The following is a 26,265-nucleotide window of genomic DNA, read 5'->3' on the forward strand; positions in this document are numbered from 1 at the left end:
GCTAGGGTGAGGGGCTTTTGATCTCAGGCATGCAGATCAAAGACTGATCGCATTGGTAAACACCAACCGATTACCAAACGGATCAGCGATGGTCATGTCCTGACTGCCCCACGGCATCGCCTGAATCTGCGGATGGGAAAACTTGTAATCCTTGGCCATCAACTGCTGCTGAAACACCTCCAGCTCATCGGTTTCGATACGCAGCGCCGAACCCGGGCAGGCATCGCCGTGATGCTCGGACAGATGCAGCACACACTCGCCCCGCGACACCTGCAGATACAGCGGAAAATTCGCTTCGAAGCGATGCTGCCAGTCGATCTTGAAACCGAGAAAATCGACGTAAAACTCTACAGCCTTGGCCTCATCGAAGATCCGCAGGATCGGGGTGGTTTTGCCGAAGCTCATGGGGTGCTCCCTGACTGATTGGCCCCACAGTGTAGACGGGGAGGATGTCAGCAAATCGGCCTGTTGATGGCTTTCTTTAATTGCACAGTGCCACTATGAGACACAGATCAAAAGATCGCAGCCTTCGGCAGCTCCTGCATTGGAATGCGATCTCCTGTAGGAGCTGCCGAAGGCTGCGATCTTTTGGCGTCATTCGACTCAACGAAACCCTTCTCGCAAATCACCTTCGCGAGCCAGAAACCGCCCTGCCCTGCTCCCATTTGCCCGGCCGTCGCGATAGCTCAACACGCCGTTGACCCAAACCCCGTCAATCCCCTGCGCCGCGCGCTGCGGATCGTTGAAATCGGCCACATCGCGCACGGTGTGCGGATCGAACAACACCAGATCCGCCCAATGTCCTGCACGAATCTCGCCTCTTTCCTGCAAGCCAAAACGCGCCGCCGACAGGCCGGTCATCTTGTGCACGGCAGTGTGCAGCGGAAACAGGCCGACATCGCGACTGAAATGGCCGAGCACCCGTGGGAAAGCGCCCCACAGGCGCGGATGCGGGAACGGGTCTTCCGGCAGTCCGTCAGATCCGACCATCGACAGCGGATGGGCGAGGATTCTTCGTACATCCGCCTCATCCATGCCGTAATACACCGCCCCGGCCGGTTGCAGACGTTTCGCGGTTTCTTCCAGCGACAATTTCCATTCACCAGCAATGTCGATCAGGTCGCGCCCGCTGACTTCCGGGTGCGGTGTCGACCAGGTGATGGTGATGCGGTGGGCGTCGGTGACTTGCTTCAAATCCAGAGTCGAGGAACTCGCCGCGTACGGGTAGCAGTCGCAGCCGACCGGGTGAGTTTTCGCTGCTTCTTCCAAGGCTGCGAGCAATTGCGGACTGCGGCCCCAATTACCGACGCCGGCGCATTTGAGGTGGGAAATGATCACCGGCGATCGCGCATGCCGGCCGATCTGAAATGCTTCGTCCATCGCCTCCAACACCGGGGCGAATTCGCTGCGCAAATGGGTGGTGTACACCGCGCCGAACGCCGTCAGTTCTTCGGTCAGTTGCATGACCTCATCGGTGGACGCGTTGAAGGCGCTGGCGTAGGCCAGGCCTGTGGATAAACCCAATGCGCCGGCTTCGAGGCTGTCGCGCAACTGCTCGCGCATCGCAGTGATTTCAGTGGGCGTTGCGGTGCGCAACAAGTCGTCGAGGTGATTGCTGCGCAGCGCCGTGTGGCCGACCAGCGCGGCGACATTCAGCGTGGGGTTGGCCGCTTCGACGGCGGCGCGATAGTCGCTGAAACGTGGATAAATAAACGCTGCGGCAGTGCCGAGCAGGTTCATCGGATCCGGCGGATTGCCCTTCAAACTCACTGGCGAAGCGCTGATCCCGCAGTTGCCAACAATCACCGTGGTCACGCCTTGGCTGAGCTTGGGCAGCATCTCGGGCTGGCGGATGACCACGGTGTCGTCGTGGGTGTGCACGTCGATGAAACCCGGCGCCAGCACCCGGCCGGCGGCGTCGATTTCTTCGGTGGCGCGGGCGTCAGGCAGATCGCCGATACGCTCGATGCGACCATTGAGAATCGCCACGTCTGTGCGGTAGCCCGGCGTGTTGCTGCCGTCGATGACCACGGCGTTGCGGATCAGGGTGTCGTACTGCATGTCAGTCTCCCAGCGGCAGGTGATCGTCGCCGCCACGGTATTCGTCGAGGGCGAGTTTGATTCGCCGCAGACGTTCTTGATTGTCTTCAGGGCTGGCCAGCGCCAGCTCGGTGGCGAGCACGTCGATAGCGAGCAGCATGCCGTAGCGCGCCGCCGTGGGTTTGTAGATGAACGAGGTTTCCGCGCCTTGCAGGGGCAGGACGACGTCGGCCAGTTCCGCCAGTGGTGAATCGCCGCGAGTGATGGCGAGGATGCGCGCGCCGTAGTTGCGCGCCAGTTCGACCGTTTCCAAAAGCTCCGGGGTGATGCCGGTCAGCGAGCAGACGATCAGCACTTGCTCGGCATTGAGGCTGGCGGCGGTGACGCGCATCATCACCGCGTCATGACACACGGCGATCGGGTAACCGAGGCGCACCAGACGCACCTGCAATTCATCGCTGCACAGGGTCGAGCAACCGCCCATGCCGAACGCATGAATCATCCGCGCCTGGCTGAGCAATTTCACCGCATCGGCAAAACGCGATTCGTCGAAACCGGCCAGATGCTGACGCAGGGTGGTTTCGATGTCGCCGACGATTTGCCCGTAGAACGCCGACTGCTCAGGCGTGCCCGCCGGGTCGAGAAAACGGCTGCCCACGCCGCTGGCCTGGGCCAGTTGCAGGCGCAGGTCACGCAGGTCGCGGCAGCCAACCGTGCGGGCAAAACGCGACAGCGTAGCGGTGCTGACTTCGGCGCGTTGCGCGAGGTCTTCGAGGCTGGCGCTCGCGGCAAAGCCGACATCGTCGAGCATCAGCCGAGCGATGCGGCCCTCGCCGGCGCTGAAGGAATCCTGGCGGGCGCGGATCTGGTAGAGGATGTCCATGGGCGGCGGGCTCCGGTTACAGCAGGTAGGAAAGGCCGACGGTCAGGGCGAAAGCGACCAGCGAGATCAATGTCTCGAGCACGGTCCAGGTCTTGAACGTCTGTGCGACCGTCATGTTGAAGTATTCCTTGATCAACCAGAAGCCGCCGTCGTTGACGTGGGAAAAGATAACCGAGCCGGCGCCAGTCGCCAGTACCAAAAGCTCAGGGTGTGGATAGCCCAGACCGATGGCCACCGGCGCGACAACACCTGATGCGGTGGTCATCGCCACGGTTGCAGAACCGGTGGCAACGCGCATCAGCGCGGCAAACAGCCAGCCCATGATCAGCGGCGACAGGTGAAATTCGTGAGCGAGGCCGACGATCTGATCGGTGACGCCGGCATCCACCAGAATCCGGTTCAAGCCGCCGCCAGCGCCGACCAGCAAGGTGATGCTGGCGGTGGGTGCGAGGCATTCGTTGGTGAACTTGAGGATCGATTCGCGGTTGAAGCCTTGGGCGATGCCCAGCGTCCAAAAGCTCAGCAAGGTCGCCAGCAGCAGCGCGATCACCGAGTTGCCGATGAACAACAGGAACTGGTTGAACGCGCTGCCGGGTATGGAAATCAGGTTGGCCCAGCCGCCGATCAGCATCAGCACCACCGGCAGCAGAATGGTCGCCATGGTGATGCCGAAACCCGGCAGTTTGTCGCGCGGTTCGCGGTCGAGAAATTGCTTTTCCAGGGGATTGTCCGCCGGCAATTGAATGCGCGGCACGATGAATTTCGCGTACAGCGGGCCGGCGATGATCGCGGTCGGAATGCCGATCGCGATGGCGTACAGCAAGGTCTGCCCGACCGAGGCCTGATAGGCCTGCACCGCGAGCATCGCCGCCGGGTGCGGTGGGACCAGCGCATGCACCACCGAGAGCCCGGCAACCATCGGCAGACCGACCATCAGAATCGACACGCCAACGCGGCGGGCGACGGTGAAGGCGATTGGCACCAGCAGGACGAAACCGACTTCGAAGAACAGCGGCAAGCCGACCAGAAACGCGATGCAGACCATCGCCCAATGCGCGTTCTTCTCACCGAATCGCTCGATCAGCGTCCGCGCCATCTGCTCGGCGCCACCGGACTCGGCCATCATCTTGCCGAGCATCGTCCCCAACGCCACCACCAGCGCAATATGCCCCAGCGTCTTGCCGACACCGGCCTCATACGCACCGACCACAGCCGACGGCGGCATCCCGGCCACCAGCGCCAGGCCCAGGGAAATCAGGGTGATGACAATGAACGGATTGAGCCGGTAACGGGCGATCAACACGATCAGCGCAATAATGGCCACGGCGGCATATACCAGCAGCCAATAGCCGAAGGAAGGCGTCATGCGGTACTCCTCGAAAGGGTCACGTTCGAATGGGTTGTGAAACTCATAAATCATTTCGAGATAGAGATTTCAAACCGCATGAAAGTAATTTTCGTGGAGAGACAAGGTGTGTCGCAGGTGAGTATGTGCCGTCGTGATTAATGAAAATTGCGGGGCGGGATTTTCATGCCTTTCCAGATCACCACATAAACCTGTGGGAGCGAGCCTGCTCGCGAAGGCTTCATCACATCCAACATCTTCATTGACTGACCCACCGCATTCGCGAGCAGGCTCGCTCCCACAGTTTTTGGTCGCATTCCTCCAGGCAGAACAGGGCCAACCTGTAGGAGTGAGCCTGCTCGCGATTGCGGTGGGTCAAAACAGGATTCTCTGACTGACACGACGCAATCGCGAGCAGGCTCACTCCTACAGTTTTTGATCGCATTCCTTCAGGCAGAACGCGTTCAACCCTGTAGGAGTGAGCCTGCTCGCGATTGCGGTGGGTCAAAACAAGATCATTTGACTGACACGACGCTATCGCGAGCAGGCTCACTCCTACAGTTTTTGATCGCATTCCTCCAGACAGAACGCGGTCACCTGCTCGCGAATGGCTTCACTCGGTGCGCGCTGGACTCACACCATTTCGCTACGAATCCATTCAACCACCGACGTGCGTTTCGGCGTCCAGCCCAGCAGTTCGCGGGCGTGTTTGCCGCGTACGCGGCTGTTGGAGCCGAGGCCGTAGTTGGCCATTTCATAGCCCCATTCGGCTTCGGCGTCTTGCAGTGGCCAGTCTTGCGGTTTGCCCAGGTTCAGGGCTTCGGCCATGGCGGTGGTCATGTCGATGAACGACGCTTCACCGCTGTCAACGAAGTAGAAAGTGCCCGGCACATTCCTGGTCAGCGCCAGCAGATACAGGGCGACGACGTCCTCGATGTGCACGTTGGACCAGATGTTCTGGCCGCTGCCAACGTGGCGCACCACGCCGCTCTTGCGCGCCTGTTTCAGCAGTCGCGGCAATTGCACGCTGTCGCGTTTGACGCCCAGGCTGTGGCCGTAAATCAAGGTGTTGCAGATCACCGCCGAGTTCACTCCATCCTTCGCCGCCGCGAGCACCAGGTTGTCGATGGCCACGCGATCGGCTTTATCGACGGTCGGTTCCGGCAGGTTGTCTTCGAAGTAGATGACGTCGCTGGATTTGCCGCCGGACGCATCGCCGACGATGCTCGAACCGCTGGTGTGCAGAAAGACTTTATTGGAACCGCGCAAAGCGTCGAGCAACGCTTCAACCGCGCCGCGATGATCGCTGCTGGCCGCGTTGATCACCGCATCGGCAGCACGCGCCTGTTCCGCCAGCAACTGGCTGTCATCGAGGGTGCCGATTACCGCGTTCATGCCCAGCGCTTTAAGTTCGTCAGCCTGCTCGGCGCTGCGCACCAGACCAGTAACCTTGTGCCCGGCCTGAACCAGGCCGGGGGGGAGGGAACCGCCGATAAAACCGGCCGCGCCGGTAACGAAAATATTCATGGAGTAACTCCCTGCGTGAATAAGTGATGCAACGAGTATCGGCCGATGAAACCCGGCGAAAAACCCGCCCTCGGCCAATTCACTCTTGCGCAGGGATCACGAATCAGCCCTTGAATTCGGCGCTGGCGTAGGCGGCGAGTTTGCCCTGGATAAAGTCGAGGAAGCACTGGATGCGCAACGCCAGCTGCGAGTTGCGGTAGTACACCGCGTTGATCGGCTGGCGGTAGCCGCTGTTGAATTCGCCGAGCAGGACTTTCAGGCGTCCGGCGCGGATATCGTCGATGGTCATGAAGTGCGACAGACAAGCGATGCCCTGCCCTTCCAGCACCAAATGACGCACGGTCTCGCCGCTGGAGGCGCTGATCGCCGGGGTGATCGGCCAGCGATCGCCATGCACAAAGCGCAGCGGCCATTGGTTGAGGCCTTCGTTCTGGGTGAAGCCGAGCAGCGTGTGTTCACTCAGGTCTGCGACCTGCCGGGGCGCGCCGTGTTTTTTTAGGTAAGCAGGGCTGGCAACAATCAGCAACGGACTGCAGCCGAGCGAACGCGCGTGCAGCGTCGAATCGGCGAGGGTGCCGATGCGGATGGCGACGTCGGTGCTTTGTTCCAGCAGGTCAATGATCAGGTCATTGCTGTTGAGTTCGAGCTGAATGTCCGGATACAACTGCCGGAACTCGTCGATGTAGGGGACGATGGCGTGGAGCATGAACGGCGAGGCGGCGTTGATGCGCAAACGTCCGGACGGAGTCTGCTGGCGCGAGGACAGGCGTTCTTCGAGTTGATCCATCTGATCGAGGATCAGCTTGGCCTGTTCGAAGAAATACTTGCCCTCCTCGGTCAGGTCCATGCGCCGCGTGGTGCGGTTGATCAGCGTGGTGTCGAGTTTGGCTTCGAGCCGGGACAGCGTGCGGCTCACCGCCGACGGCGTCTGCCCGACCTGCTCGGCGGCGGCGGAAATCGAACCGCATTCGATCACGCAGACGAAAATCTGCAACTCATCGGATCTGGCTTTCACGGGTTCCCTCTTTGAAATCGCCAAGATCGCAGCCTGCGGCAGCTCCTACATTGGAATGCATTCCCCCTGTAGGAGCTGCCGAAGGCTGCGATCTTTTGCTGTGACCCCGATATTAGCCTGAAAGCCTCAAGCCTTGAGGCCAAACACCTCAGTCAGATGCTGCTCATAGCGCACCACATCATTCTCGATATTTGGACGCTTCATCACGTCAACGCAGAGGAAGGTCGGCAGCGCGGTCATGCCCAGAAATTCGTTGGCCTTGTGGAACGGGAAGTACACCGCGTCTACGCCTTTGGCTTCGAAGAAATCCGTCGGGTCATCGAAGGCTTGCTGCGGCGCGTTCCAGGTCAGCGACAGCATGTATTGCTTGCCCTGAATCAGACCGCCACTGCCGTACTTCTGCGAGGCATCGGAACGGGTGCGACCGTCGCTGGCGTAGAGGCTGCCGTGGCCTTCAGTGAAGACTTCGTCGATGTACTTTTTCACCGTCCACGGCGCGCCCATCCACCAGCCCGGCATTTGATAAATGATCACGTCGGCCCAGAGGAATTTCGCCACTTCTTCCGCAACGTCGTAGCCCTCATCAATGAAGGTGGTCTTGACGTCGACACCGCCGCGATCGAGCACGCTCAGCGCGGTTTCGTGCAGGGTGGTGTTGTAGCGGCCATCGGAGTGTGCGAATTTTTTACCGCCATTGAGCAACAGGACTTTTTTCATCGGAAAACCTCGGCGCAGCCCTTGGGGCTGGTAGCAACATTAAATGGAATGGCGGCAGATTAACCATCGACCTCGCGCGGAAACAGCCATGTCAGCGCAAAATACATTTGATCAAAACGCACGAATCGACAGCCAATTGTTGCCGTAACATTCGGCGCTTTCTGCATTCGAGGAAGTTGCGATGAGTGAACGTCAGGGTTTCATCCTGCACGCCAAGATCCGCCCGGAAAAAGCCGCCGAGTTCGAAGCGCTGTTCCGCGCCTATGTCGAGCCGAGCCGCGCCGAACCGGGCTGCATCGAGTACCACATGCTGCGCGACAAGCAGGATCCGACGCTGTTTATCTTCTACGAGATCTGGGCAAGCCAGGCGCATCTGGATGTGCACTCAGCGTTGCCGCACATGAAAGCGTTCTTCGCCAAACGCATGGAGTATCTGGAGCGCGATTTCGATATCCGCGCGATCGACATGCTCAGCGAATCGTCGGCTAGCCGCTGATCAGCAAATGGGCGCCGAGCGCGCCCAGTCCGATAAAGAACACCCGCTTGAACAGCGCCGCACTGATGCGCTGACGCAGCCATTGGCCGAGCCACATGCCGAGCATGGCCGGGATCAGCGCCAGCAGCGAGGCGCTCAATTCACCCCCGCCGAGGGCGCCGTGCCAGAGCAGCCCGAGCGCCAGCGCCAGGGTCGAAACTGTGAAGGACAGACCGAGCGCCTGCACCAGCTCATCGCGGCTCAGACCCATTGCTTGCAGGTACGGCACCGCCGGAATCACGAAGACGCCGGTGGCGGAGGTGATGACGCCGGTGATCAGGCCACACAGCGGACCAACCCAGCGCTCATGGCGCGGGTTGACGTGCAGCGTCGGTAGAAACAGCCCGCTCAACGCATACAGCAACAGCGCCGCACCCAGTCCGCGCACGACCCAATGGCCGCCAGCCATGCCAATCCAGAAGGTGCCGATGCCGGTGCCGAGAAAGATCATCAGCAGCATGGGCCAGAGGCGTTTTAGCAAATTTTGCAGATGCCCACCGAAGGCCAGTTGCCAGAGGTTGGTCAAAGTCGCGGGGATGATCAACAAAGCAGCTGCCTGCGCCGGCGCCATAGCCAGACCGAGCAGGCCCATGGCAACGGTGGGCAGGCCAAGGCCGATGACGCCTTTGATCATGCCGGCGAGGATGAAGGTGGCGATGACCAGCAGCGAAAGGGTCAGGCCGAGGGTTTGGTAGAAGTCGGTTAGCGTGTGCATTGGGGTAATGTGCGCTGATCCGGAGCGGGTGAAAATCTGCCATATACTGAGGCTGCCTCTTTCTTTGCAAGAGGCTGATATTTTAATCAGGGCATCTGGCCCTATCGCGAGCAGGCTCACTCCTACAGTTTTGTGTTCGCAGCAGATCCCTTGTAGGAGTGAGCCTGCTCGCGATGAGGCCAGCCCAGACACAACAAAAACCAGAGGCAAACCCCATGCACTTCGACCTCACCGACCTGCGCCTCTACCTGCACATCATCGACACCGGCAACATCACCGCCGGTGCCGCGCGCAGTCACCTATCCCTCGCCGCCGCCAGCGCCAGAATCCGCGCGATGGAAGCCTCGCTAGGCGCCGAATTCCTCGACCGTGGTCGGCGTGGCGTCACCCCGACGCCCGCCGGGAAAGCCCTCTCCCGCCACGCGCGCATTCTTATGCAACAGGCCGAGCGCCTGCAGCAGGAACTCGCTGAATACGCACAAGGCGTCAAAGGCCAGGTGCGGCTTTTGTGCAACACCACGGCGATCACCGAATACCTGCCGGAAGTGCTCGCGGATTTCCTGCGCAGCCATCCCAATCTGGACATCGATCTGCAGGAACTGCCTAGCGCGCGGATCACCCATGCCTTGCGTGAAGGCGCAGCGGATCTGGGCATCGTGTCCGACGCGGTCGACAGCAACGGCCTACAGACGCAGGCTTTTCGCGACGATCCGCTGGTGCTGATTCTGCCGCTTGACCACCCGTTGTCTGACGCCGCCGAGGTCAGTTTCAGCGACGCGTTGCAGCATGACTTTGTCGGACTGAGTGCCGACAGCGCACTGGCGATTTATCTGGAAGAACAGGCGCTGCACAGCGGCGCGCGGATGCAGGTGCGCATTCGCGCCGATGGCTTCGATGGGGCGATGCGCATGGTCGCCCGAGGCGCCGGACTGGCCATCGTGCCGTTGGCGGCTGTCGAACGCGCGAAGGTCGAACACTTCAAATGCGTGGCGCTCAATGAACCGTGGGCGCGCCGCACGTTATTGCTCTGCGCGAGAGACTTCGCCGCGCTGCCGGGTTATGCCCAAGCATTGTTACAAGCGCTCACCGCTGCGCGCGTTTCTGAGCACTCCGATGTCGACCCCAGACAACTGAGCGACAACCCGGCGCTATAGGGTGCGACTTCAATTCTCAAGTCCACTTGCCCGGAGTCCCTCATGACCGCGACCGCCCCTATCACCGTTCTGCGCGACACTCACCCGCTGCCGGTACTCGATGCCTGCAAGTGGGAAAAACTCGAAGGCGACCCGCACACCGTCAACCTCAATGCCTACACCAGCGAAGACGGCAGCAAGATCATGGGCACGTGGATCTGCACGCCGGGCAAGTGGCGCGTCGATTATGTGAAGTGGGAGTACTGCCATTTCCAGGAAGGCTACTGCGTGATCACCCCGGACGGCATGGCGCCGATTCACCTGCGCGCCGGCGATATCTTCGTGGTTGAGCCGGGCATGAAAGGCACGTGGGAAGTGGTCGAGACCGTGCGCAAGTATTTCGTCTTCGCCTGACAAAGCAAAAGATCGCAGCCTTCGGCAGCTCCTACAGGAACGCATTCCCATGTAGGAGCTGCCGAAGGCTGCGATCTTTTTCTTCCTGCACAAAAAAGCCGTGAGATCACCTGTGGCGAGGGAGCTTGCTCCCGCTCGGCTGCGCAGCAGACGTAACTTCAGCAAATGCGGTTTTTCTGAAGAACCTCATTTGCCGTGTTCAGGTCTGCTGCGCAGACCAGCGGGAGCAAGCTCCCTCGCCACAAAAAACCTTTTACTTCAGTTTTTTGAACAGTTACTGCGGCTTGCGGTAGCTGTTGATGATGGCGGCACAAAAAGCCGTGAGATCACTCGTGGCGAGGGAGCTTGCTCCCGCTCGGCTGCGCAGCAGACGTAACTTCAGCAAATGCGGTTTTTCTGAAGAACCTCCTTTGCCGTGTTCAGGTCTGCTGCGCAGACCAGCGGGAGCAAGCTCCCTCGCCACAAAAAACCCTTTCACCTCGGTTTTTTGAACAGTTACTGCGGCTTGCGATAGCTGTTGATGATCGCCGAGAAATCTTTCCCGCCATCACCACGCTGACTCATCGCCTGATACAACTGCTGCGCCACCGCGCCGAGCACCACCGGTTGGTGCGCTTGCCGCGCTGCTTCCGTCGCCAACCCCAGATCCTTGAGCATCAGCTCCGCGCCGAAACCACCGGTATAACCGCGCGAGGCCGGGGCCGTTTCGACGATGCCCGGCCACGGGTTGTACATCTCCGAACTCCAGCAGCGGCCGGTCGAGCTGTTGATGATGCCGGCCAGTACGCCGGTGTCGATCCCCAGCGCGTCGCCCAAAGCCATCGCTTCACTGACGCCGACCATCGAGATCGCCAGCAGCAGGTTGTTGCAGATCTTGGCGATCTGGCCGGTGCCGACTTCACCGCAATGCACAATGTTGCGGCCCATCTGCGCCAGCACCGGTTGCAGGGTGGCGAACAGTTCCGGGGTGGCGCCGACCATAAAGGTCAGGGTCCCGGCCGTCGCTCCGCCAGTTCCGCCGGAGACCGGCGCATCGGCCATGGCCACGCCTTGCTTCGCGGCAGCCGCAGCGACGTCGCGGGCGGTCTGCGGATCGATGGTGCTGCAATCCACTGCCGGCACGCCTTGGCGGATGCCGGCGAGCACGCCCTCTTCACCCAGCCAGACACTGCGCACATGCACCGCGGCCGGGAGCATGGTGATCACCAGTTCGGCATCTTCCGCCGCCTCGCGCGCCGAAGCGCGAATGGTGCCGCCCAGTTGCTCCAGTTCCGCCAGCACGGTTTTGTTCAGGTCGACCAGGTTCAGCGAGTGGCCAGCCTTGATCAGGTTGCGCGCCATCGGCGCGCCCATGTTGCCCAGCCCGATAAATGCGATTTTCATGATCGGATCCTCAGCGCAGGTTGATGGTGGTGTTCACGCCGTCGTTGACGCTGTCGTCGTCGAACCAGCGCGCCGTGACCGTTTTGGTCTGGGTGTAGAACTGCACCACTTGCTTGCCGTACGGGCCGAGATCGCCGAGTTTCGAACCGCGCGAACCGGTGAAGCTGAAGAACGGCACTGGCACCGGAATCGGAATGTTGATACCGACCTGACCGACGTCGATTTCAGTCTGGAATTTGCGCGCCGCCGCACCGCTCTGGGTGAACAGGCCGGTGCCGTTACCGAACGGGTTGGCATTGACCAGCGCAATCGCCTGATCGAGGGTGTCGACTTCCAGCACCACCAGCACCGGGCCGAAGATTTCCTGGGTGTAGATCTGCATGTCGGTGGTCACGCCCGAGAACAGGGTCGGGCCGACAAAGTTGCCTTGCTCGTAACCCGGCACGCTGATGTCGCGACCATCGAGTTCAAGCTTGGCGCCTTCCTTGATGCCGCTTTCGATCAGTTCGAGAATCCGCGCCTTGGCCTTTTTCGAGATCACCGGACCGACATCGGTGCCCGGCTCGCTGCCGGCGTTGACCTTGAGTTTCTGCGCCAGCGCTTTCAGATCCGGCAGCCACTGTTTCGCCGCGCCCACCAGCACCACCACCGAGGTGGCCATGCAGCGTTGTCCGGCGGCACCGAAACCGGCGCCGACCAAGGCATTCAGCGCTTGCTCGCGATTGGCATCCGGCAGCACCACGGCGTGGTTTTTCGCGCCCATCATCGACTGCACGCGTTTGCCATGTTTGCCAGCCAGGTCATAAACGTGGGTGCCGACGGCAGTCGAACCGACGAAGGACACGGCTTTGATGTCCTTGTGCGTGCACAGGCCATCGACCACATCCTTGCCGCCGTGAACGACGTTGAGCACGCCTGCAGGAACGCCCGCCTCGATCGCCAGCTCCACCAGCAGCATGGTCGACAGCGGATCCTGCTCCGAAGGCTTGAGCACGAAGGTGTTGCCGCAGGCGATCGCCATCGGGAACATCCACAGCGGAATCATCGCCGGGAAGTTGAACGGGGTGATGCCGGCGCAGACGCCGATCGGCTGGCGCAGGGTGTAGGTGTCGACACCGCCGGCGACGTTTTCGGCGAACTCGCCCATTTGCAGGGTGCCGATCGAGCAAGCGTGCTCGACCACTTCCAGGCCGCGGAAAATATCGCCCTCGGCGTCGGCAATGGTTTTGCCCTGCTCGGCGCTCAACACGACGGCGATGCGTTTGGAGTGCTCACGAATCAGCGCCTGGAGCTTGAGCATGATGCGCATCCGCGCGCCGATCGGGGTCAGTTTCCAGGTCTGGAATGCGCGCTGGGCGGCGCTGACAGCGGCATCGACCTCAGCGGCGGTGGCGAACGGAACCCTGGCCAGCACTTGCTGGGTGGCCGGGTTGACGATGTCGTGCCACTCGGTGGTCTGCGACTCGACCCATTCGCCGTCGATCAGCAGTTTGACCTTTTGCAGCGTGGTGTCGTTGGGCGTAAGCGATGCGTTCATGCTGGTCTCCAGAACTTGTTTTTATCGTAGGAGCCAAGGCGAGAGGTTCGCCTTGAGATGAGGCGTGTGTCCAGAATGGTTGTCGGACGGTTTTTGGAGTATAGATGTGCAAACTTCTAATAAGAACGCACATATAAGCCCGTCCATCATGCAAAAAAACATCACCTCGCTAGGCTCGCTGAACTGGGACGACCTGAAGTTTTTCCTCGAAGTCGCCCGCACTCGCAAGGCCAGCACCGCTGCCAAACGCCTGGCTGTCGACTACACCACGGTGTCGCGACGGATCAGTTCGCTGGAAGCGGCGCTGGGCACATTGCTGTTCGAAAAGTCCCGCACCAGCGGCTTCGTCCTGACCACCGAAGGCCAGCGCTTGCTCGGTTATGCCGAGTCGATCGAAAGCACGTTGCACATGGCCTGCGAGCAGGTTTCCGGCTCGGGCGTGGCGCTGTCAGGGCATGTGCGCATGGGCTGCACCGAAGGCTTCGGCAGTTTTTTCATCACCCCGCAACTGAGTCATTTCGTCGACGCCTACCCGGCAATTTCGGTGGACATCTTGCCGCTGCCGCACTTCATCAGCCTGTCCAAGCGCGAGGCCGACATCGTCATCGCCCTCGAACGGCCGGAGCATGGGCCGTACGTCTGCTGCAAACTCTGCGACTACCGTTTGCAGCTGTACGCGACCCAGGACTATCTCGACAAACACCCACCGATCCGCCGCGCTGCAGACTTGAGCAAGCATCAATTCATCAGTTATGTGGACGATCTTGCGTTCAGCTCAGAGCTGCTTTACCTGGCCAACGTGCTGCCCGGCGCCAGCGCCCATTTGCGCAGCACCAGCGTGATCGCTCAATACGTCGCCGCGCAGCAGGGGCGCTCGCTGGCGATCCTGCCGTGCTTCCTCGCCGCCCAGGACCCGCGTTTACTGCCGGTGTTGCCGGAGGAAGTCGACATCACCCGGCAGTTCTGGATGTACTGCCGGGAGGATCTGCGCAAGTTGAAGCGGATCACCTTGTTGTGGGATTACATCCGCGAGGTGACTGAGCGCAACCAGGCGTTGTTGATGGGGGAAACGCGGGAGATGCGCTTTGCCGATTAGTCGGCGCTGACCACAATCGACACCCGGCGATTTTCCGTGCGGCCAGCCGCTGTATCGTTGGAGGCTACCGGTTCGCTGCTGCCGAGGCCTTGCAGCTGGATGTTTTCCTGCTTCATGCCGACCGTGCCGAGGACGTTGGCGACGCTCTTGGCCCGGCGCAGGGACAGTTGCTGATTGTAGGTTTCCTTGCCCGACGCATCGGTGTGGCCATCGACGCGCACCCGCTCGATACCCACGCCGAGCAGTGCCTTGCCGATGCGTTCGACGATTTCCGTACTGGGTGCGTTCAGGCTTTCGACATCGCTGCCAAACAGCACTTTGCCCGACAGGCCGAACTCCCAGCCGTCGTCGGTCAACTCGAAACCCTGCTGTTTGAGCACAGCGACCTGCGCCGGTGTCAGGCCCTTCTGCGGGGCGGTCTGGCAACCGCTCAGCGTCAGCGCGGCGATCAACAGCAATGCGGAAAAAAGTCGAACGGGAAGAGTGAACACAGACATCAGCTCCTGGTGTGAACGGAATCAACCGGGCGCTCCGACCCGGCCGTGAATTGCGCGCCGCGTGACAGGCGCTTGGCCTGATACATCGCCGCGTCGGCTGCGTTGAGCAAGGTGCCCGGCGTGGCACCATGATCGGGGTACACGGCGATACCGATACTGAGCGAGGTCACCACACTGGTGTCGCCCGGCAGGGTGATCGGCATGTCCATGCTAGCGAGGATCTTGTCAGCGATGTGCTCAGCGTCTTCAACGGTGTGCAGCGGCGCGAGCAGCACGGCGAACTCGTCGCCGCCCAAACGCGCGACCAGATCGTCCTCGCGCAATTGCGCTCGCACCCGATTGGCAATCGCCACCAGCACTGCGTCACCCGAGGCATGGCCGAAGTTATCGTTGATGCCTTTGAAGCGGTCGCTGTCGAGAAACAGCACGGCAATCCGCTCGTCGTGTTTTTTGCCGTTGCGCAAGGCGCGGATCAAGCGGCCTTCGAAAAACGCGCGGTTGGGCAACCCGGTGAGGCTGTCGTGGGTCGCTTGGTGGGCGAGGGTTTCGTTTTCGTTTTGCAGGTGGGTTTGCCACGACTCAAGCTCGCCGAGCAGGGCATTGAAGTCGTTGCCGAGATTATCCAGTTCGGCGATTTGCGCCGGCGGCACGCGCCGATCCAGTGCGCGCTCGCTGCGGGCGGCGTGGGCGACGGAGGCGAGGCTGTGCAATGGGCCGATGATTGCGCGCAGTTGCCGTCGCGCCAGATAGAGCGCGACCCAGGCGCTGATCGCGGTGCACAGCACAATCCCGGCCAGGCCGCTGAGCAGAAAACGCATCAGGCTGCCGCCATGACCGATGAGCAGGACGCGACCGATTTCACGGTCCTGATGTTCGATCGGCAGGCTGACCGGTTTTTCCAGAATGGCGCGGGCGATCCGCATTTCCAGCTCGGAGAACAAGCCGGTTTCAGGGCGCTGCCATTGCGCAATCAATTGGCCTTGCGCGTCCAGCACTCGGGCATCCGCCACTTCCTCGCTGGCGGCGATGATCGCCAGCGCCTCGGTTGCCGCCGCTTTGTCGTTGAACACGACGGCTGCTTCGACGGTGTAGCTGATCGAACGGGCGATCAAGTGCAGGTTGTGATCGGCATACACCCGTAGCGCCAGCACGCCCAGCAAGGTCAGCGAAACACTGGCCATCGCCACCGCTACCAGCGCGACAATCAGATGCCCACGGCCAATGACCGAGCCCAGGGTCGGGCGAGCCTTCCAGCTGAACAGCTTCATGGCGCCGCCGCTTTGCGACGGGACAACTGCAACACGCTGGGGTGAATGCGCACGCCGCTGCGAGCCACTGAGTCGAGATTGACCTCGAACGACACTTGCTCATCGCCGACGCGCAGGCAAAACAGACTGCCGACCGTGCATTGATCGTCCGCTTCGCTGATGCTCAGCACCGGATGCCCGATCAACGATGCGAACAGGCGACTGCGTTCATCGGCGGTGAGCTTGCCGATGTACACCGCGTCGCACTCGTTGACGATAGCCGGGTTGCTCGCCAGCAGACGACGCACCGCCACCGGCCGGCCACTGGCTTGCGTAGTGCCTTTGACCAGGTCATCGGTGTATTCGGTGGGGCCGACGATGCACAGGCGCAACTGCGCTGGCTCCACTGGCCAGCGTGCATAACTGAGGATGCCAAGGACCACCTGCGTCACCGCTTTGGCCCGTTGCTCGGCGGGCCCGGTTTGCGCTTGTGCGAGGGCGCTGCCCGTCAACAACCAGAGCAAAACGATCAGCAAGGCGCGTTGGCAGGCAACCACACGCTCTGTCGTCCGGACGGCGACCTTCATGCAGGGATTCTCTTGGAGCATAACGAAATGATGCCGCAACGATAGCACAGCGTCGAAACGCCAGCGAGGCGCCTGCCCCTGACCGGTTGGTCAGCAATCGTTGCCGATCATTCAGCGCTTCATTCCCGAGGCTCGGTGACCTCCTCCAGTTCCAGCATCAGCCCGCTCAGACGCTTGACCTTGCGCTGCACCGCCTCCTCGAACACGCCGGCACGCGGCTCGATCAAGGTGAACCAGTGCCGGGCGCGAGTGATACCGGTGTAGATCAGCTCTTTGGTCAGTACGGGGTTCAGCGCATCCGGCAGGATCAGCGCCGTGTGCGCGAACTCCGAGCCCTGGGATTTGTGCACCGTCATGGCATACACGGTTTCGACGTCATTGAGTCGACTCGGCAACACGAAGCGCACGCCGCCCTGACCATCGTTACGCGGGAAGGCCACGCGCAGAACCGTTTTGCCGATCTCGGGCCCGTCGCGCTCGGGCAGTTTCAGGGCGATGCCAATGTCGCCGTTCATCAGGCCCAGACCATAGTCATTGCGTGTCATCAGCACCGGCCGACCTTCATACCACTGCTGATCGCTCTCGATCAGCCGCGCCTTGAGCAACGCGGCGGTGATGCGCTGGTTCAAGCCTTCAACGCCCCATGGGCCTTTGCGCACGGCGCACAACAACTGGAACGTATCGAACGCCTGCAGGACTTCCCGGGCCCAATCGGTCCAGTCCGCATGCTCAAGTGGCCGCGTCGACGGTGGACGCTGGTCGCGCAGGACGCTCAGGTAATGGCGGTAACCTTGCGGGCCGTTGCCATGACCTTCGAGCAACAGGCGTTCAAGCTTGTGATCATGCTCACCCTTGAGCGGCAGCGAATACACGTCTTCATAGCCACCGGTAGCGAGCAACTGGCGCGCCTCGTCGGCCGATTGCTGGTTGACCCGTCGCGCAAGCTGACCGATGCCGCTGCCCTCGCCGAAGCGGCGCGAGTGACGCAGCATCACCACCTGTTGCGCCAGCGGATGCGCGCCGTCGCGGTCTTCATGCAAACCGCTGCCTTGCAACGACTCGCCGCTGACCGACTCCAGCCATTGGCGCGTCTGCGGGCTGTACCAACCGCCCTCGGCGTCACGACACAGATCGCCCAACACCGCACCGGCCTCGACCGAGGCCAACTGATCCTTGTCGCCCAGCAATACCAGCCGAGCATGGGCCGGCATCGCATCGAGCAAATTGGCCATCATTTCCAGGTCGATCATCGAGGCTTCGTCGACCACCAGCACATCCAGCGGCAAGCGGTTACCGGCATGGTGACGGAAGTGTCGGGTCCCCGGTCGACTACCGAGCAGACGGTGCACGGTGGTGACATCACTGGGGATAGCCGCGCGCACCGCTTCGGCGACTTGCAGCGATTGCACTTGCTGGCTGATCGACTCGGTCAGGCGCGCAGCGGCTTTGCCAGTCGGTGCGGCCAGACGAATGCGCAACGGATGGCCAGCCTCTACGGCCGGTGCCTGCAGCAACGCGAGCAAACGCACCACCGTGGTGGTTTTGCCGGTGCCCGGGCCGCCGGTGATGATGCTGAAGGCGCTGCGCGTGGCGAGTGCACAGGCGAGTTTTTGCCAGTCGATGACAGCCGCAGATTCCGCGCCGCCGAACAATTCATTGAGGCGCTGCGGCAAGTCATCTGGCGTCGGTTCCTGTTGCATCAGCCGCTGGCGCAACGCGGCATCGATGCGGCGCTCGTACGTCCAGTACCGGCGCAAGTAAAGGCGTTTCGAGGACAGCACCAAGGGTCGTGTGTGCGCCGTATCCCTCGCGTCAGCGGCCAGGGCCACCAGCGAGCTGCTTGCCAGCACTTTGCACCAATGGGCCCCGTCCAGCGTTTCGAGAAGTTGCGAAGGCAGCAACAAAACACCGCCCTGCACATCGCCTTCCGGCGGCAGCGACAGTGCAAAATCCGGCGCCTTGAGGGTCTCGAACAGGTCCAGACACACATGACCATGCCCCAGCTGGTGGCTGGTCAGCGCCGCCGCGAGCAGCACCAGCGGATCGGTCTCGGGCTCGAGTTCGTGCAGGAAGGCGACAAAGGCCCGGTCAAGCGCACGCAGCCAGCCGCGCTCGACCCAACGGCTCAGCAATAACAGCAAATCATCGGCGCGGGTCAGCGGCGAGAGTTTCGACAGGCTGTCCGCTTCCAGTGGTGTCGGCAGCAGATCGGCGAATGTGCGGCTCATAGCAGGACTCCCTGTTCCCAGGCGGGTTCGGACTTGGGTTCGGGTTTGCCCTGGAACATCCGGTCGAGGCGTTCGATCAATTCCCGTGGCGGGCGCACGAAGTACACCCCGCGACTCTCAGCACGCGTCCCACGCAGGAAAAGATACAGCGCCCCACCGACATGCCGGTCGTAATCGTAATCCGCCAACCGCGCCTTCAACTGGCGATGCAATGCCAACAGATACAGCACATATTGCAGGTCGTAACGGTTGTCGAGGATCGACTGCTCCATGGCCTGCACGGTGTAGGCCTGATCATCGACGCCGAGCCAATTGGATTTGTAATCGGCGACGTAATAACGGCCAGCGTGCTCGAAGGTCAAGTCGATAAACCCCTTGAACATGCCGTTGAGTTGCACTGGCTCCGCCGCCACGCGGGCGACGCCATTGTGGGTGTGCTGGCGCACTTGCTCGTCGAGTTTGAGCACGTCGACCTTGTGGCTGGCGAACCAGAATTCCATCTCGACGCGGTATTGCTTCAGTTGCTCGAAAACCACCGGCGGTTGCCCGCCCGCGATCGGCAAAGGCGACTTGAGCAAATGCTGCAGCCAGTCAGTCAGCGTGGTGATCCAGCCTTGCCAGCCGCGCAGGTTGCAGCGCCGGGCAATCGCATCCTCCAGCGCTTCGCGGGTAACCGCAAAACCTTCAGCGCCCGCCCATTCGAGCAAGCCATGCAGAAACGTGCCCGGGTTGGGGCCACGCGGGAAGCGGTGAATATCGGCGCCACCGCTGGTGATTTCGCGTGGCGCGTCGGGGTCGAGGCGCTCATCGTCAAAGAGCTTTTGCGCCTGCGGACTGTCCGGTGCTTCATCGCTACCGACGCTCAATACGTCGCTGATGCGCAGAGCGCTATAGGAAGCGATCCACCAGTTTTCACTGGCTTTGCGCTTGGGCCGTAGCGTGGCTCGCAGGACCGCTTCATTGCGCGGCGGCTGGTAATGTTCGTCAGTAGGCTGAGGCATTTCGCCGATGTCGATCGCCGGACAGTCTTGCTGCAGCTCTTGCAGCCAACGGTTCAATTCGCTGGACTCGCCCAAAGCAGCACCGCCCCCCAGCAAGTAACCCAGCGCCGACAGGTGCAGCACCGAGCTGTTGTTATTGCCGCGTTTCAGGTCAGTGACGCCCAGCCAACAGGCATGTTGCGCACGGGTCAATGCGACATACAGAAGACGCAAGTCTTCGGCCAGACGCTCATCATCAGCCTGGGTGATCAACTCGTCGGTCGGCTTGAGGCTGATCTGTGCTTTGCCCGCAGCATCGTGGTAATGCAACGGCAAGCGACTGCCATCCACCGGTTTCGCCGAACAAACGAATGGCAGGAATACCAGCGGATATTCCAGCCCCTTGGATTTGTGGATGGTCACCACCTTGACCAGTTGCTCGTCGCTTTCCAGGCGCAGAATCTGTTCTTCGCCGGCCTGACCGGACAGTGCCAGCAACTCGGCCAGATGGCGGATCAACGCTTGCTCACCGTCGAGTTCAGCAGCGGCCTGCTGCATCAGTTCCGACAGGTGCAAAAGATTGGTCAATACGCGCTCGCCATCACTGCGCTGCATCAGGGTCTGCGGCAAGTGGAAATCGTGAAGCAGGCGGCGCAGCATCGGCAACACGCCCTGTTTGCGCCAGAGTTCGCGATAGCCGCGGAACTGCATGACCCGGGCTTCCCAGACCATTTCGTCCTGATTCAGGCGCTCCAGCTCGATCAGTGGCAGGTTCAGCGTGGTGCATGCCAGCGCGGCCTTGAGCGAACGCTCGACATCGGGTTCGGCGCAAGCCTTCAGCCAGGCCAGCAGGTCATGCGCCTCTTGCGCGGCGAAGACCGAGTCCTTGTCCGAGAGATAAACACTGCGTACCCCGCGGGCGGCGAGTTCAGCTCGCACGGCTTGAGCCTCTTTACCGTCGCGGACGAGGATCGCGATGTCCGAAGGACGCAAACCTCTGAAGTCGTCTGCCTGGATGAACCCAGCGCTGCCGGTTTGCCCGCCATTGAGCAGCGCGGTGATTTGACTGGCACAGGCCGCGGCCATTTGCTGGCGATAGACTGCGCCGGACAGCGGTTGATCGCTCGGCAATAGCCAGACATTCAGCGCCGCGACGTCTTGCCCGGCGATCTGCAGTGTTTCCTTGCGTCCCTGGGACTCGACGGGAAGGAACGGCACCGGGTTTTCCCCGGTTTTCTCGCGAAACAAAAACGCGCCGCGTCCCTGTTCTCGGGACTCGGCGCGTTCGAATACGTGATTGACCGCTGTCACCATACCGTGGCTGGAGCGGAAGTTGGTGCCGAGCGTATGCAAGCGGCCGGTAGTGGCCTGACGTGCGCGCAGGTAGGTGTAGATGTCAGCTCCGCGAAAGGCATAGATCGCCTGCTTGGGGTCGCCGATCAGGAACAGGCCGGTGTCAGGATGGTTGTCTTCGATGCGGTAGATATTCTCGAAGATCCGATATTGCACCGGATCGGTGTCCTGGAATTCGTCGATCAGTGCCACCGGAAACTGCTCGCGGATCAGCGTCGCCAGACGCTCGCCGCCCTCCGATTGCAGCGCGGCATCCAGACGCAGCAACATATCGTCGAAGCCCATTTCCGCGCGGCGACGCTTCTCTTCTTCAAAGCGTGCACCGACCCACTTGGCGGCGTGTTGCAGAACAGCGGCATCCGGCGTCGGCAAAGCATCGAGGCTCGACTTGAGGCCGGACATGGCGTCCAGCCCCGGATGGCTCGGCGCCTGACCTTTCCAGGCCTCGGCCATGCCATCAGGTGTCAGTCGAGTGAAGCCGGTGCCAATGTCCAGTTGCTCAAGCGACTCGTCTTCGGCCCAGGTCTTGAGCTTCTCGAACCATGGCTCGAAATATCGCGCCTGCATCTTGCGGCCATCGACGGCTTTGCTGGCCACGCCTTCCTGGCAAAGAGCAAGCAACTCGTCTGCCCAGTCACGCCAAGGCATTTTCAGCTCGACCAACGCCGCTCGACGCTCCAGCAAACATTCAGCGATCAGGTCCGCCGGCACCTTGCCTTCATCGGTATCACGCTCGCTGGCGAACAAGCCGCGGACCCGAGGCAACAACGCTGCGGGGCCACCCCAATTACTGCGCACCCAGTTCAGCGCGTCGCCCTGCATCGGGTAGCAAAACAGTCGCCAATAATCGCGCAGCACTTCGCCAAGCAAATCGCTGTGATCGGTTTCCAGCGACTGCGTGAACAGGCTGCCGCTGTCGAACGCGTGCTCACGCAACATGCGCTGACACCAGCTGTGGATGGTCGAAACGGCAGCTTCGTCCATCCACTGCGCGGCGATATCGAGGCGGTTGGCGCAGCCCGACCATTGCAATGGATCGAACTGATCGCGCAGTTCGGCGATCAGTCCGTCAGGAGCGGGAATCTCGTCGCGGAAAAAACGCGCAGCCTCGGCCAGGCGGGTTCGGATGCGCTCACGCAGCTCTTTGGTGGCAGCGTCGGTGAACGTCACTACGAGGATTTGCGGCGGCAGCAATTCGCGTGCGAAACCGCTTGTCTCGCCGCCATGGCCGAGAATCAGCCGCAGAAAAAGCGCCGAGATCGTGAAGGTCTTGCCGGTGCCGGCGCTCGCTTCGATCAACTGACTGCCGCGCAACGGGAAGGCCAGAGCCAACGGTGTCCTGGTACTCATGAACGTGCGCCTTCGTTGGACAAGGAACGCCAGGGCGCTTCGAATAATGGGCGGTATAGCGCATCGCACCAGCCGGTGAAGGTTTCGTCTGCCAACAATGCATCGAAGTCGGGATATTGTCGGAGCAGCGCCGGGCTTTCGCGCCGCTCGCCGTCGCTGGTCTGGCCATCACCCTCATAGGCTTTTCGCGCCGCGGCTTCGGCTTTGATCGGGTCGGATTGCGACAGCCAGGCGAATGCGGTTTTTATCGCAATCGGCAAGGGCTGGCGCATGCCGGTTTGCCAGGCGAGCAGCAGGTCACCGAGGAACCGCAGCGCTCGGTCTCGCTCCATGGGTTCAAGCAACAATGTGTCGTCACTCGCGACCAATGCTGTGGTCAACGCATGACCGCTGGCGCAGGCGACCAGATGGGTGACCCAGGGTTTGGTCAGCCGGTGCCACTTGCGCGTTTTGATCGAGCCGATGCTGTTGGGAATGGTCGTGACTGACAGCAGGCCGCCATCGGCGCGCTGGTGCAGACTTGCGAGCCATCCCTCCAGACGCAACTCCTGCAAGTCGAGACTGACCGGGATCGCACTGGTCAACGGCGTCGGCCATAACGTCAGCAACTGTTGATAACGCTGCAGAAGATCCGGCAGCGGTTCGATCAGTTCACGCTGCAGGCATTCGCCGAAACCGGCCATAGGCAGCAGACCACTGTTTTGCAGGCGCAGCGCCCGGGCTTGCAGTGCCTGATCGAAATCATCCGGCTGGTTAAGTGCGGCTTCCAGCAAACTGTCGCTCAGCGTATAGCGCTGCAACGCGTCCAGCACGAAAGGTTCTTCATCGGCCAACGGCGCTTGCGCGGCCTCGAAATAGACCTTGAGTCGTTGGGTGAAAAAATGCCTCACCGGGTTGCGCAGAAAATCCTGCAGTAAAGACAGCGTCAGCGGTTCTTCCTGAACATACGGCGCGAGCAACGGCGTCTCGTTTTGATGCACTTGCTCTTGATGCAACACTTGCCACTCGCTGGCGTAGCTGAACAGTTGCTCGCCTTCGTGGAAATAGCGGGCGCTGAAAGGTTGCAGAGGATGTTCTTCGGTCAGCGCTTCTATCAGATCCTGACTAGGATCGATTGAACGCCAACCGCTGGCGAGGTGATCGCGCAACTGGCCGATCAACACCGAGGCGGGTCGCTCACTGTTGTCACGGATGCTGCGACCCACCCAACTGATGTAGAGCTGATTGCGTGCAGACAGGAGCGCTTCGAGCAGCAGGTAGCGGTCATCTTCACGCCTTGAGCGGTCGCCAGGGCGGTAATCGCTGCCCATCAGGTCGAAATCCAGTGGCGGTTGGGCGCGGGGATAATCGCCGTCGTTCATACCCAACAGACAGACCAGTTTGAAAGGAATGGCACGCATCGGCATCAAGGTGCAGAAATTCACCGCGCCGGCGAGGAATCGTTGCGATAAACGCCCCTGATCGAGCCCGGCGAGCCAGGCTTCGCGAACGACAGTCAACGGCAACTCGTCAGTCAGCCCCACTGCCTCGCAGGTCTCGAGCCAGGTTTCGCGAAGCTCTTCCAGTTGGGCCAGCAGGTAGTCGTCATGCTCGTTGCTGGCCTGGAAGAACACCTGCATCAGCGCCTGCAAGCGCAGACCCCACTCCTTCGGTTGAGCTGGTTGGGTGAGTTGCTGGTGAGCAATTTCCAAGGCATCCAGCAGCGCGACAAGCGGCCCGATCAAGGCAGCGTCAAGCCCACCAATTTCGTCGTAAGGCTCGATCCCGGCACACGCGTCGGCACTGCCAACGGCGTAACCCAATAGCATTCGGCGCAGACCGAAATGCCAGCTGTTCTGCTCCAGTTCTTCAGGAAGGCCGAGGCCGGCACGTTGTTCAGCACTCATGCCCCATCGCACGCCTGCGCCTTCGATCCAGCGGTGCAGAGTTGGCAGGTCGCGTTCTTCTACACCAAACCGAGCACGCAGGGCCGGGACATCGAGCAGGTCGAGGATCTCGCTGACCGGGAAACGACTGTCCGGAAGTTTGAGCAGGTGCTCGACCGCGATCAATAGAGGGTCGCGTCCACGTTGGCCCTGATCCGCCAGTGTGAACGGGATGAAGCGTGAGTCATGCCGATCGAGCTGACCGAAAACCGCACGGATATGCGGCGCATAGCTGTCGATATCAGGGACCATGACGATTACGTCTCGGGGGCGCAGATCCGGGTCTGCGCTGAACCGCGCCAGGAGTTGATCGTGCAGGATCTCGACTTCGCGCTGGGCACTATGCGCGATGTGAAAACGGATTGAATGGTCTTGCGTTGCATCGACCGCTGGCCAGAGTTCGCGCGTCTCGTTGAGCGGACGCAGCTCGAGAATGTCGTCCTGCAGCTGGTTAAGCATGTTGTGTGGTTGATTTTCGCTGAACAGGTCGATGCGTCCGTCACGAAAGGCTGCGCGGTAGCTGTTGGGATCGTCGTAGCTGTCGAGCAGGTTAATGTAGTCGCGACCTTGCTTGCCCCACGCGGCCAATAGCGGATGCGCGTGCTGATGCAGGGTCTCGGCATCGAGCACGACGGGCATTCCACTTTTGCGCTGCTGACGTTTGTACTGATGCCGCAACAGATCCTTGTCGGCGACGATATCCGCCCAATGATGGCGGCAAGGGTTGTGTACGCAAAGCAGTACCTGGCTGAAGCGAGCCAGACCGGCGAGCGCTTCCAGTACCTGCGCAGGCAACGAAGAGATACCAAACACAATCACGCGCGGCGGCAGCGCAGCCGGGGCCTTGTCGAGTGTGTTGATGCGCTCCATGAAACGTTGATGCACGCCTGCGCGACTCTGCGCCATGCCTTGTTCGCCTACATCATTCAGCAGCGCTCGCCACAACTCTGCCTGCCAGCAACTGGTCGGCTGCAGCGGCTTTACTTCACCTCTGACATTGCGCAGTTGGTGGCGGCCTTCCGCCCAGTCCTCCAGCCAGTCGGCCCGATAAACCTGATATTGGTCGAACAGATCCGCGAGGCGCTCTGACAACTGGTAGCGCTTGCGCAGATCGGTGTCGTGGGTGAGGAAGCGTTGCAGCGGTTCGAAATGTGGTTGGTCGATTACCTGTGGCAAGAGACGCATCAGGCGCCAGGTCAGCGGGGCTTTATCGAGCAGGGATTTCGCCGGGATCTCTTCTCGTCCCAGCACCATTCGGTAGAGCTGCCACATGAAACTGCCGGGCAATTGCACATCAATCGCTGCCGCGATCCCGCAGCCGCCAAGGTCGTCGTCTTCGGGATCCTCGGCCAGTGCCAGCTTGAGCCACTGGGCAATGCCGTTGCTTTGCACCAAAGCGATTTCGTTTTCCAAGGGTGCCAGTGGATAGCGCCGCATGATGCTGACCACAAGGCTGCGCAGTTCATCGAGACTGTTGCTCTGAACCACCATGAATGCAGCGTTGAGGGACTGGGCGTCCGACATATAGATTCCTTGGAAAATCACAAAAGCCGAGGCAGAACCTTAGCATTGTCGGCAGATTGTGACAGCCGGACGACGTCTGCGAAGGTTGTAAGAACTTTCTCGCAGGCAAAACAAAACCCCAACTGCTTTCGCAATTGGGGTTTCGGAATTTAATCTTGACGATGACCTACTCTCACATGGGGAAACCCCACACTACCATCGGCGATGCATCGTTTCACTGCTGAGTTCGGGATG

20 protein-coding genes and 1 rRNA gene are annotated in these 26,265 nt (G+C 61.1%); 4 read left to right on the forward strand and 17 right to left on the reverse strand.

Going from position 1 to position 26,265, the window contains the following annotated elements; all coding sequences use genetic code 11:
• Positions 1–36: 36 nt before the first annotated feature.
• The 7 genes from AEQ63_RS20360 to AEQ63_RS20390 form a co-directional block, all read right to left on the reverse strand.
• The gene (locus AEQ63_RS20360; RefSeq protein ID WP_064364530.1) at positions 37–405 is read right to left on the reverse strand and encodes a glyoxalase superfamily protein; all 369 of its coding nucleotides are present in this window, start codon (positions 403–405) and stop codon (positions 37–39) included.
• 198 nt (positions 406–603) lie between these two features.
• Positions 604–2,061, reverse strand: coding sequence for an N-acyl-D-amino-acid deacylase family protein (locus AEQ63_RS20365; RefSeq protein WP_064364531.1), 1,458 nt, complete (start codon positions 2,059–2,061; stop codon positions 604–606).
• Position 2,062: 1 nt separating this feature from the next.
• Complete coding sequence (locus tag AEQ63_RS20370) at positions 2,063–2,923, reverse strand: MurR/RpiR family transcriptional regulator (RefSeq protein WP_042608818.1); 861 nt, start codon at positions 2,921–2,923, stop codon at positions 2,063–2,065.
• A gap of 16 nt (positions 2,924–2,939) precedes the next feature.
• Complete coding sequence (locus AEQ63_RS20375; RefSeq protein WP_064364532.1) at positions 2,940–4,289, reverse strand: GntP family permease; 1,350 nt, start codon at positions 4,287–4,289, stop codon at positions 2,940–2,942.
• Positions 4,290–4,901: 612 nt separating this feature from the next.
• Positions 4,902–5,795 (reverse strand): NAD-dependent epimerase/dehydratase family protein, encoded by an 894-nt coding sequence (locus AEQ63_RS20380; RefSeq protein ID WP_064364533.1) that lies wholly within the window; start codon positions 5,793–5,795, stop codon positions 4,902–4,904.
• A 103-nt stretch (positions 5,796–5,898) separates the two neighbouring features.
• Positions 5,899–6,810, reverse strand: coding sequence for a LysR family transcriptional regulator (locus tag AEQ63_RS20385; RefSeq protein ID WP_042608815.1), 912 nt, complete (start codon positions 6,808–6,810; stop codon positions 5,899–5,901).
• Positions 6,811–6,936: 126 nt separating this feature from the next.
• The gene (locus tag AEQ63_RS20390) at positions 6,937–7,527 is read right to left on the reverse strand and encodes an NAD(P)H-dependent oxidoreductase (protein WP_042608814.1); all 591 of its coding nucleotides are present in this window, start codon (positions 7,525–7,527) and stop codon (positions 6,937–6,939) included.
• 181 nt (positions 7,528–7,708) lie between these two features.
• On the opposite strand from AEQ63_RS20390, the gene AEQ63_RS20395 reads away from it, so the two are divergent.
• Positions 7,709–8,023 carry a putative quinol monooxygenase gene (locus AEQ63_RS20395; RefSeq protein WP_064364534.1) on the forward strand — a complete coding sequence of 105 codons (315 nt, stop codon included), beginning with the start codon at positions 7,709–7,711 and terminating at the stop codon, positions 8,021–8,023.
• Here AEQ63_RS20395 and AEQ63_RS20400 read toward each other — a convergent pair.
• Positions 8,013–8,777 carry a sulfite exporter TauE/SafE family protein gene (locus tag AEQ63_RS20400; RefSeq protein ID WP_064364535.1) on the reverse strand — a complete coding sequence of 255 codons (765 nt, stop codon included), beginning with the start codon at positions 8,775–8,777 and terminating at the stop codon, positions 8,013–8,015. The genes AEQ63_RS20395 and AEQ63_RS20400 overlap by 11 nt on opposite strands.
• 215 nt (positions 8,778–8,992) lie before the next feature.
• Between AEQ63_RS20400 and AEQ63_RS20405 the strand changes: the two genes are divergently transcribed.
• Both AEQ63_RS20405 and AEQ63_RS20410 read left to right on the forward strand, forming a co-directional pair.
• Positions 8,993–9,931: a LysR family transcriptional regulator gene (locus AEQ63_RS20405; protein WP_064364536.1), complete on the forward strand. Its 939-nt coding sequence runs from the start codon at positions 8,993–8,995 to the stop codon at positions 9,929–9,931.
• A gap of 42 nt (positions 9,932–9,973) precedes the next feature.
• Positions 9,974–10,324, forward strand: a complete 351-nt coding sequence (locus tag AEQ63_RS20410; RefSeq protein WP_016770579.1) for a cupin domain-containing protein — start codon at positions 9,974–9,976, stop codon at positions 10,322–10,324.
• Between the two features lie 495 nt (positions 10,325–10,819).
• On the opposite strand, the gene mmsB is transcribed toward AEQ63_RS20410, so the two are convergent.
• Both mmsB and AEQ63_RS20420 read right to left on the reverse strand, forming a co-directional pair.
• Entirely contained in the window at positions 10,820–11,707 is an 888-nt protein-coding gene (gene mmsB / locus AEQ63_RS20415) for a 3-hydroxyisobutyrate dehydrogenase (RefSeq protein WP_042608810.1), read from the reverse strand.
• 10 nt (positions 11,708–11,717) lie between these two features.
• Positions 11,718–13,244 (reverse strand): CoA-acylating methylmalonate-semialdehyde dehydrogenase, encoded by a 1,527-nt coding sequence (locus AEQ63_RS20420; RefSeq protein WP_064364537.1) that lies wholly within the window; start codon positions 13,242–13,244, stop codon positions 11,718–11,720.
• Positions 13,245–13,392: 148 nt separating this feature from the next.
• Between AEQ63_RS20420 and AEQ63_RS20425 the strand changes: the two genes are divergently transcribed.
• The gene (locus AEQ63_RS20425; RefSeq protein WP_064364538.1) at positions 13,393–14,340 is read left to right on the forward strand and encodes a LysR family transcriptional regulator; all 948 of its coding nucleotides are present in this window, start codon (positions 13,393–13,395) and stop codon (positions 14,338–14,340) included.
• Here the strand turns inward: AEQ63_RS20425 and AEQ63_RS20430 are convergent.
• The 7 genes from AEQ63_RS20430 to rrf all read right to left on the reverse strand — a co-directional run.
• On the reverse strand, positions 14,337–14,837 hold the full coding sequence (locus AEQ63_RS20430; RefSeq protein WP_177330608.1) for an OmpA family protein: 501 nt from the start codon (positions 14,835–14,837) through the stop codon (positions 14,337–14,339). The two genes, AEQ63_RS20425 and AEQ63_RS20430, sit on opposite strands and share 4 nt — an antisense overlap.
• Positions 14,837–16,105, reverse strand: a complete 1,269-nt coding sequence (locus AEQ63_RS20435; RefSeq protein WP_042608808.1) for a diguanylate cyclase domain-containing protein — start codon at positions 16,103–16,105, stop codon at positions 14,837–14,839. The genes AEQ63_RS20430 and AEQ63_RS20435 overlap by 1 nt, the downstream gene beginning before the upstream one ends.
• A complete protein-coding gene (locus AEQ63_RS20440) occupies positions 16,102–16,671 on the reverse strand; it encodes a YfiR family protein (RefSeq protein WP_064364539.1) in 570 nt (189 codons plus the stop codon). Before AEQ63_RS20440 ends, AEQ63_RS20435 begins: the two co-directional genes overlap by 4 nt.
• Positions 16,672–16,790: 119 nt before the next feature.
• Positions 16,791–18,899 (reverse strand): exodeoxyribonuclease V subunit alpha, encoded by a 2,109-nt coding sequence (gene recD / locus AEQ63_RS20445; protein WP_064364540.1) that lies wholly within the window; start codon positions 18,897–18,899, stop codon positions 16,791–16,793.
• Positions 18,896–22,582 (reverse strand): exodeoxyribonuclease V subunit beta, encoded by a 3,687-nt coding sequence (gene recB / locus AEQ63_RS20450; protein WP_064364541.1) that lies wholly within the window; start codon positions 22,580–22,582, stop codon positions 18,896–18,898. Before recB ends, recD begins: the two co-directional genes overlap by 4 nt.
• Positions 22,579–26,031 (reverse strand): exodeoxyribonuclease V subunit gamma, encoded by a 3,453-nt coding sequence (recC, locus tag AEQ63_RS20455; RefSeq protein ID WP_064364542.1) that lies wholly within the window; start codon positions 26,029–26,031, stop codon positions 22,579–22,581. Before recC ends, recB begins: the two co-directional genes overlap by 4 nt.
• Before the next feature lie 153 nt (positions 26,032–26,184).
• A 5S ribosomal RNA gene (gene rrf, locus AEQ63_RS29350) occupies positions 26,185–26,265 on the reverse strand; the annotation flags it as partial.

The sequence above is a fragment of the Pseudomonas sp. RIT-PI-o genome (genome assembly GCF_001297215.1).
GTDB lineage: Bacteria > Pseudomonadota > Gammaproteobacteria > Pseudomonadales > Pseudomonadaceae > Aquipseudomonas > Aquipseudomonas moraviensis_A.

Excerpts from the sequence above, each read along its gene's own strand:
- AEQ63_RS20360 (WP_064364530.1), bottom strand. The coding sequence starts at position 405 with ATGAGCTTCGGCAAAACCACCCCGATCCTGCGGATCTTCGATGAGGCC.
- AEQ63_RS20365 (WP_064364531.1), bottom strand. The coding sequence starts at position 2,061 with ATGCAGTACGACACCCTGATCCGCAACGCCGTGGTCATCGACGGCAGC.
- AEQ63_RS20370 (WP_042608818.1), bottom strand. The coding sequence starts at position 2,923 with ATGGACATCCTCTACCAGATCCGCGCCCGCCAGGATTCCTTCAGCGCC.
- AEQ63_RS20375 (WP_064364532.1), bottom strand. The coding sequence starts at position 4,289 with ATGACGCCTTCCTTCGGCTATTGGCTGCTGGTATATGCCGCCGTGGCC.
- AEQ63_RS20380 (WP_064364533.1), bottom strand. The coding sequence starts at position 5,795 with ATGAATATTTTCGTTACCGGCGCGGCCGGTTTTATCGGCGGTTCCCTC.
- AEQ63_RS20390 (WP_042608814.1), bottom strand. The coding sequence starts at position 7,527 with ATGAAAAAAGTCCTGTTGCTCAATGGCGGTAAAAAATTCGCACACTCC.
- AEQ63_RS20395 (WP_064364534.1), top strand. The coding sequence starts at position 7,709 with ATGAGTGAACGTCAGGGTTTCATCCTGCACGCCAAGATCCGCCCGGAA.
- AEQ63_RS20400 (WP_064364535.1), bottom strand. The coding sequence starts at position 8,777 with ATGCACACGCTAACCGACTTCTACCAAACCCTCGGCCTGACCCTTTCG.
- AEQ63_RS20405 (WP_064364536.1), top strand. The coding sequence starts at position 8,993 with ATGCACTTCGACCTCACCGACCTGCGCCTCTACCTGCACATCATCGAC.
- AEQ63_RS20410 (WP_016770579.1), top strand. The coding sequence starts at position 9,974 with ATGACCGCGACCGCCCCTATCACCGTTCTGCGCGACACTCACCCGCTG.
- mmsB (WP_042608810.1), bottom strand. The coding sequence starts at position 11,707 with ATGAAAATCGCATTTATCGGGCTGGGCAACATGGGCGCGCCGATGGCG.
- AEQ63_RS20420 (WP_064364537.1), bottom strand. The coding sequence starts at position 13,244 with ATGAACGCATCGCTTACGCCCAACGACACCACGCTGCAAAAGGTCAAA.
- AEQ63_RS20425 (WP_064364538.1), top strand. The coding sequence starts at position 13,393 with ATGCAAAAAAACATCACCTCGCTAGGCTCGCTGAACTGGGACGACCTG.
- AEQ63_RS20430 (WP_177330608.1), bottom strand. The coding sequence starts at position 14,837 with ATGTCTGTGTTCACTCTTCCCGTTCGACTTTTTTCCGCATTGCTGTTG.
- AEQ63_RS20435 (WP_042608808.1), bottom strand. The coding sequence starts at position 16,105 with ATGAAGCTGTTCAGCTGGAAGGCTCGCCCGACCCTGGGCTCGGTCATT.
- AEQ63_RS20440 (WP_064364539.1), bottom strand. The coding sequence starts at position 16,671 with ATGAAGGTCGCCGTCCGGACGACAGAGCGTGTGGTTGCCTGCCAACGC.
- recD (WP_064364540.1), bottom strand. The coding sequence starts at position 18,899 with ATGAGCCGCACATTCGCCGATCTGCTGCCGACACCACTGGAAGCGGAC.
- recB (WP_064364541.1), bottom strand. The coding sequence starts at position 22,582 with ATGAGTACCAGGACACCGTTGGCTCTGGCCTTCCCGTTGCGCGGCAGT.
- recC (WP_064364542.1), bottom strand. The coding sequence starts at position 26,031 with ATGTCGGACGCCCAGTCCCTCAACGCTGCATTCATGGTGGTTCAGAGC.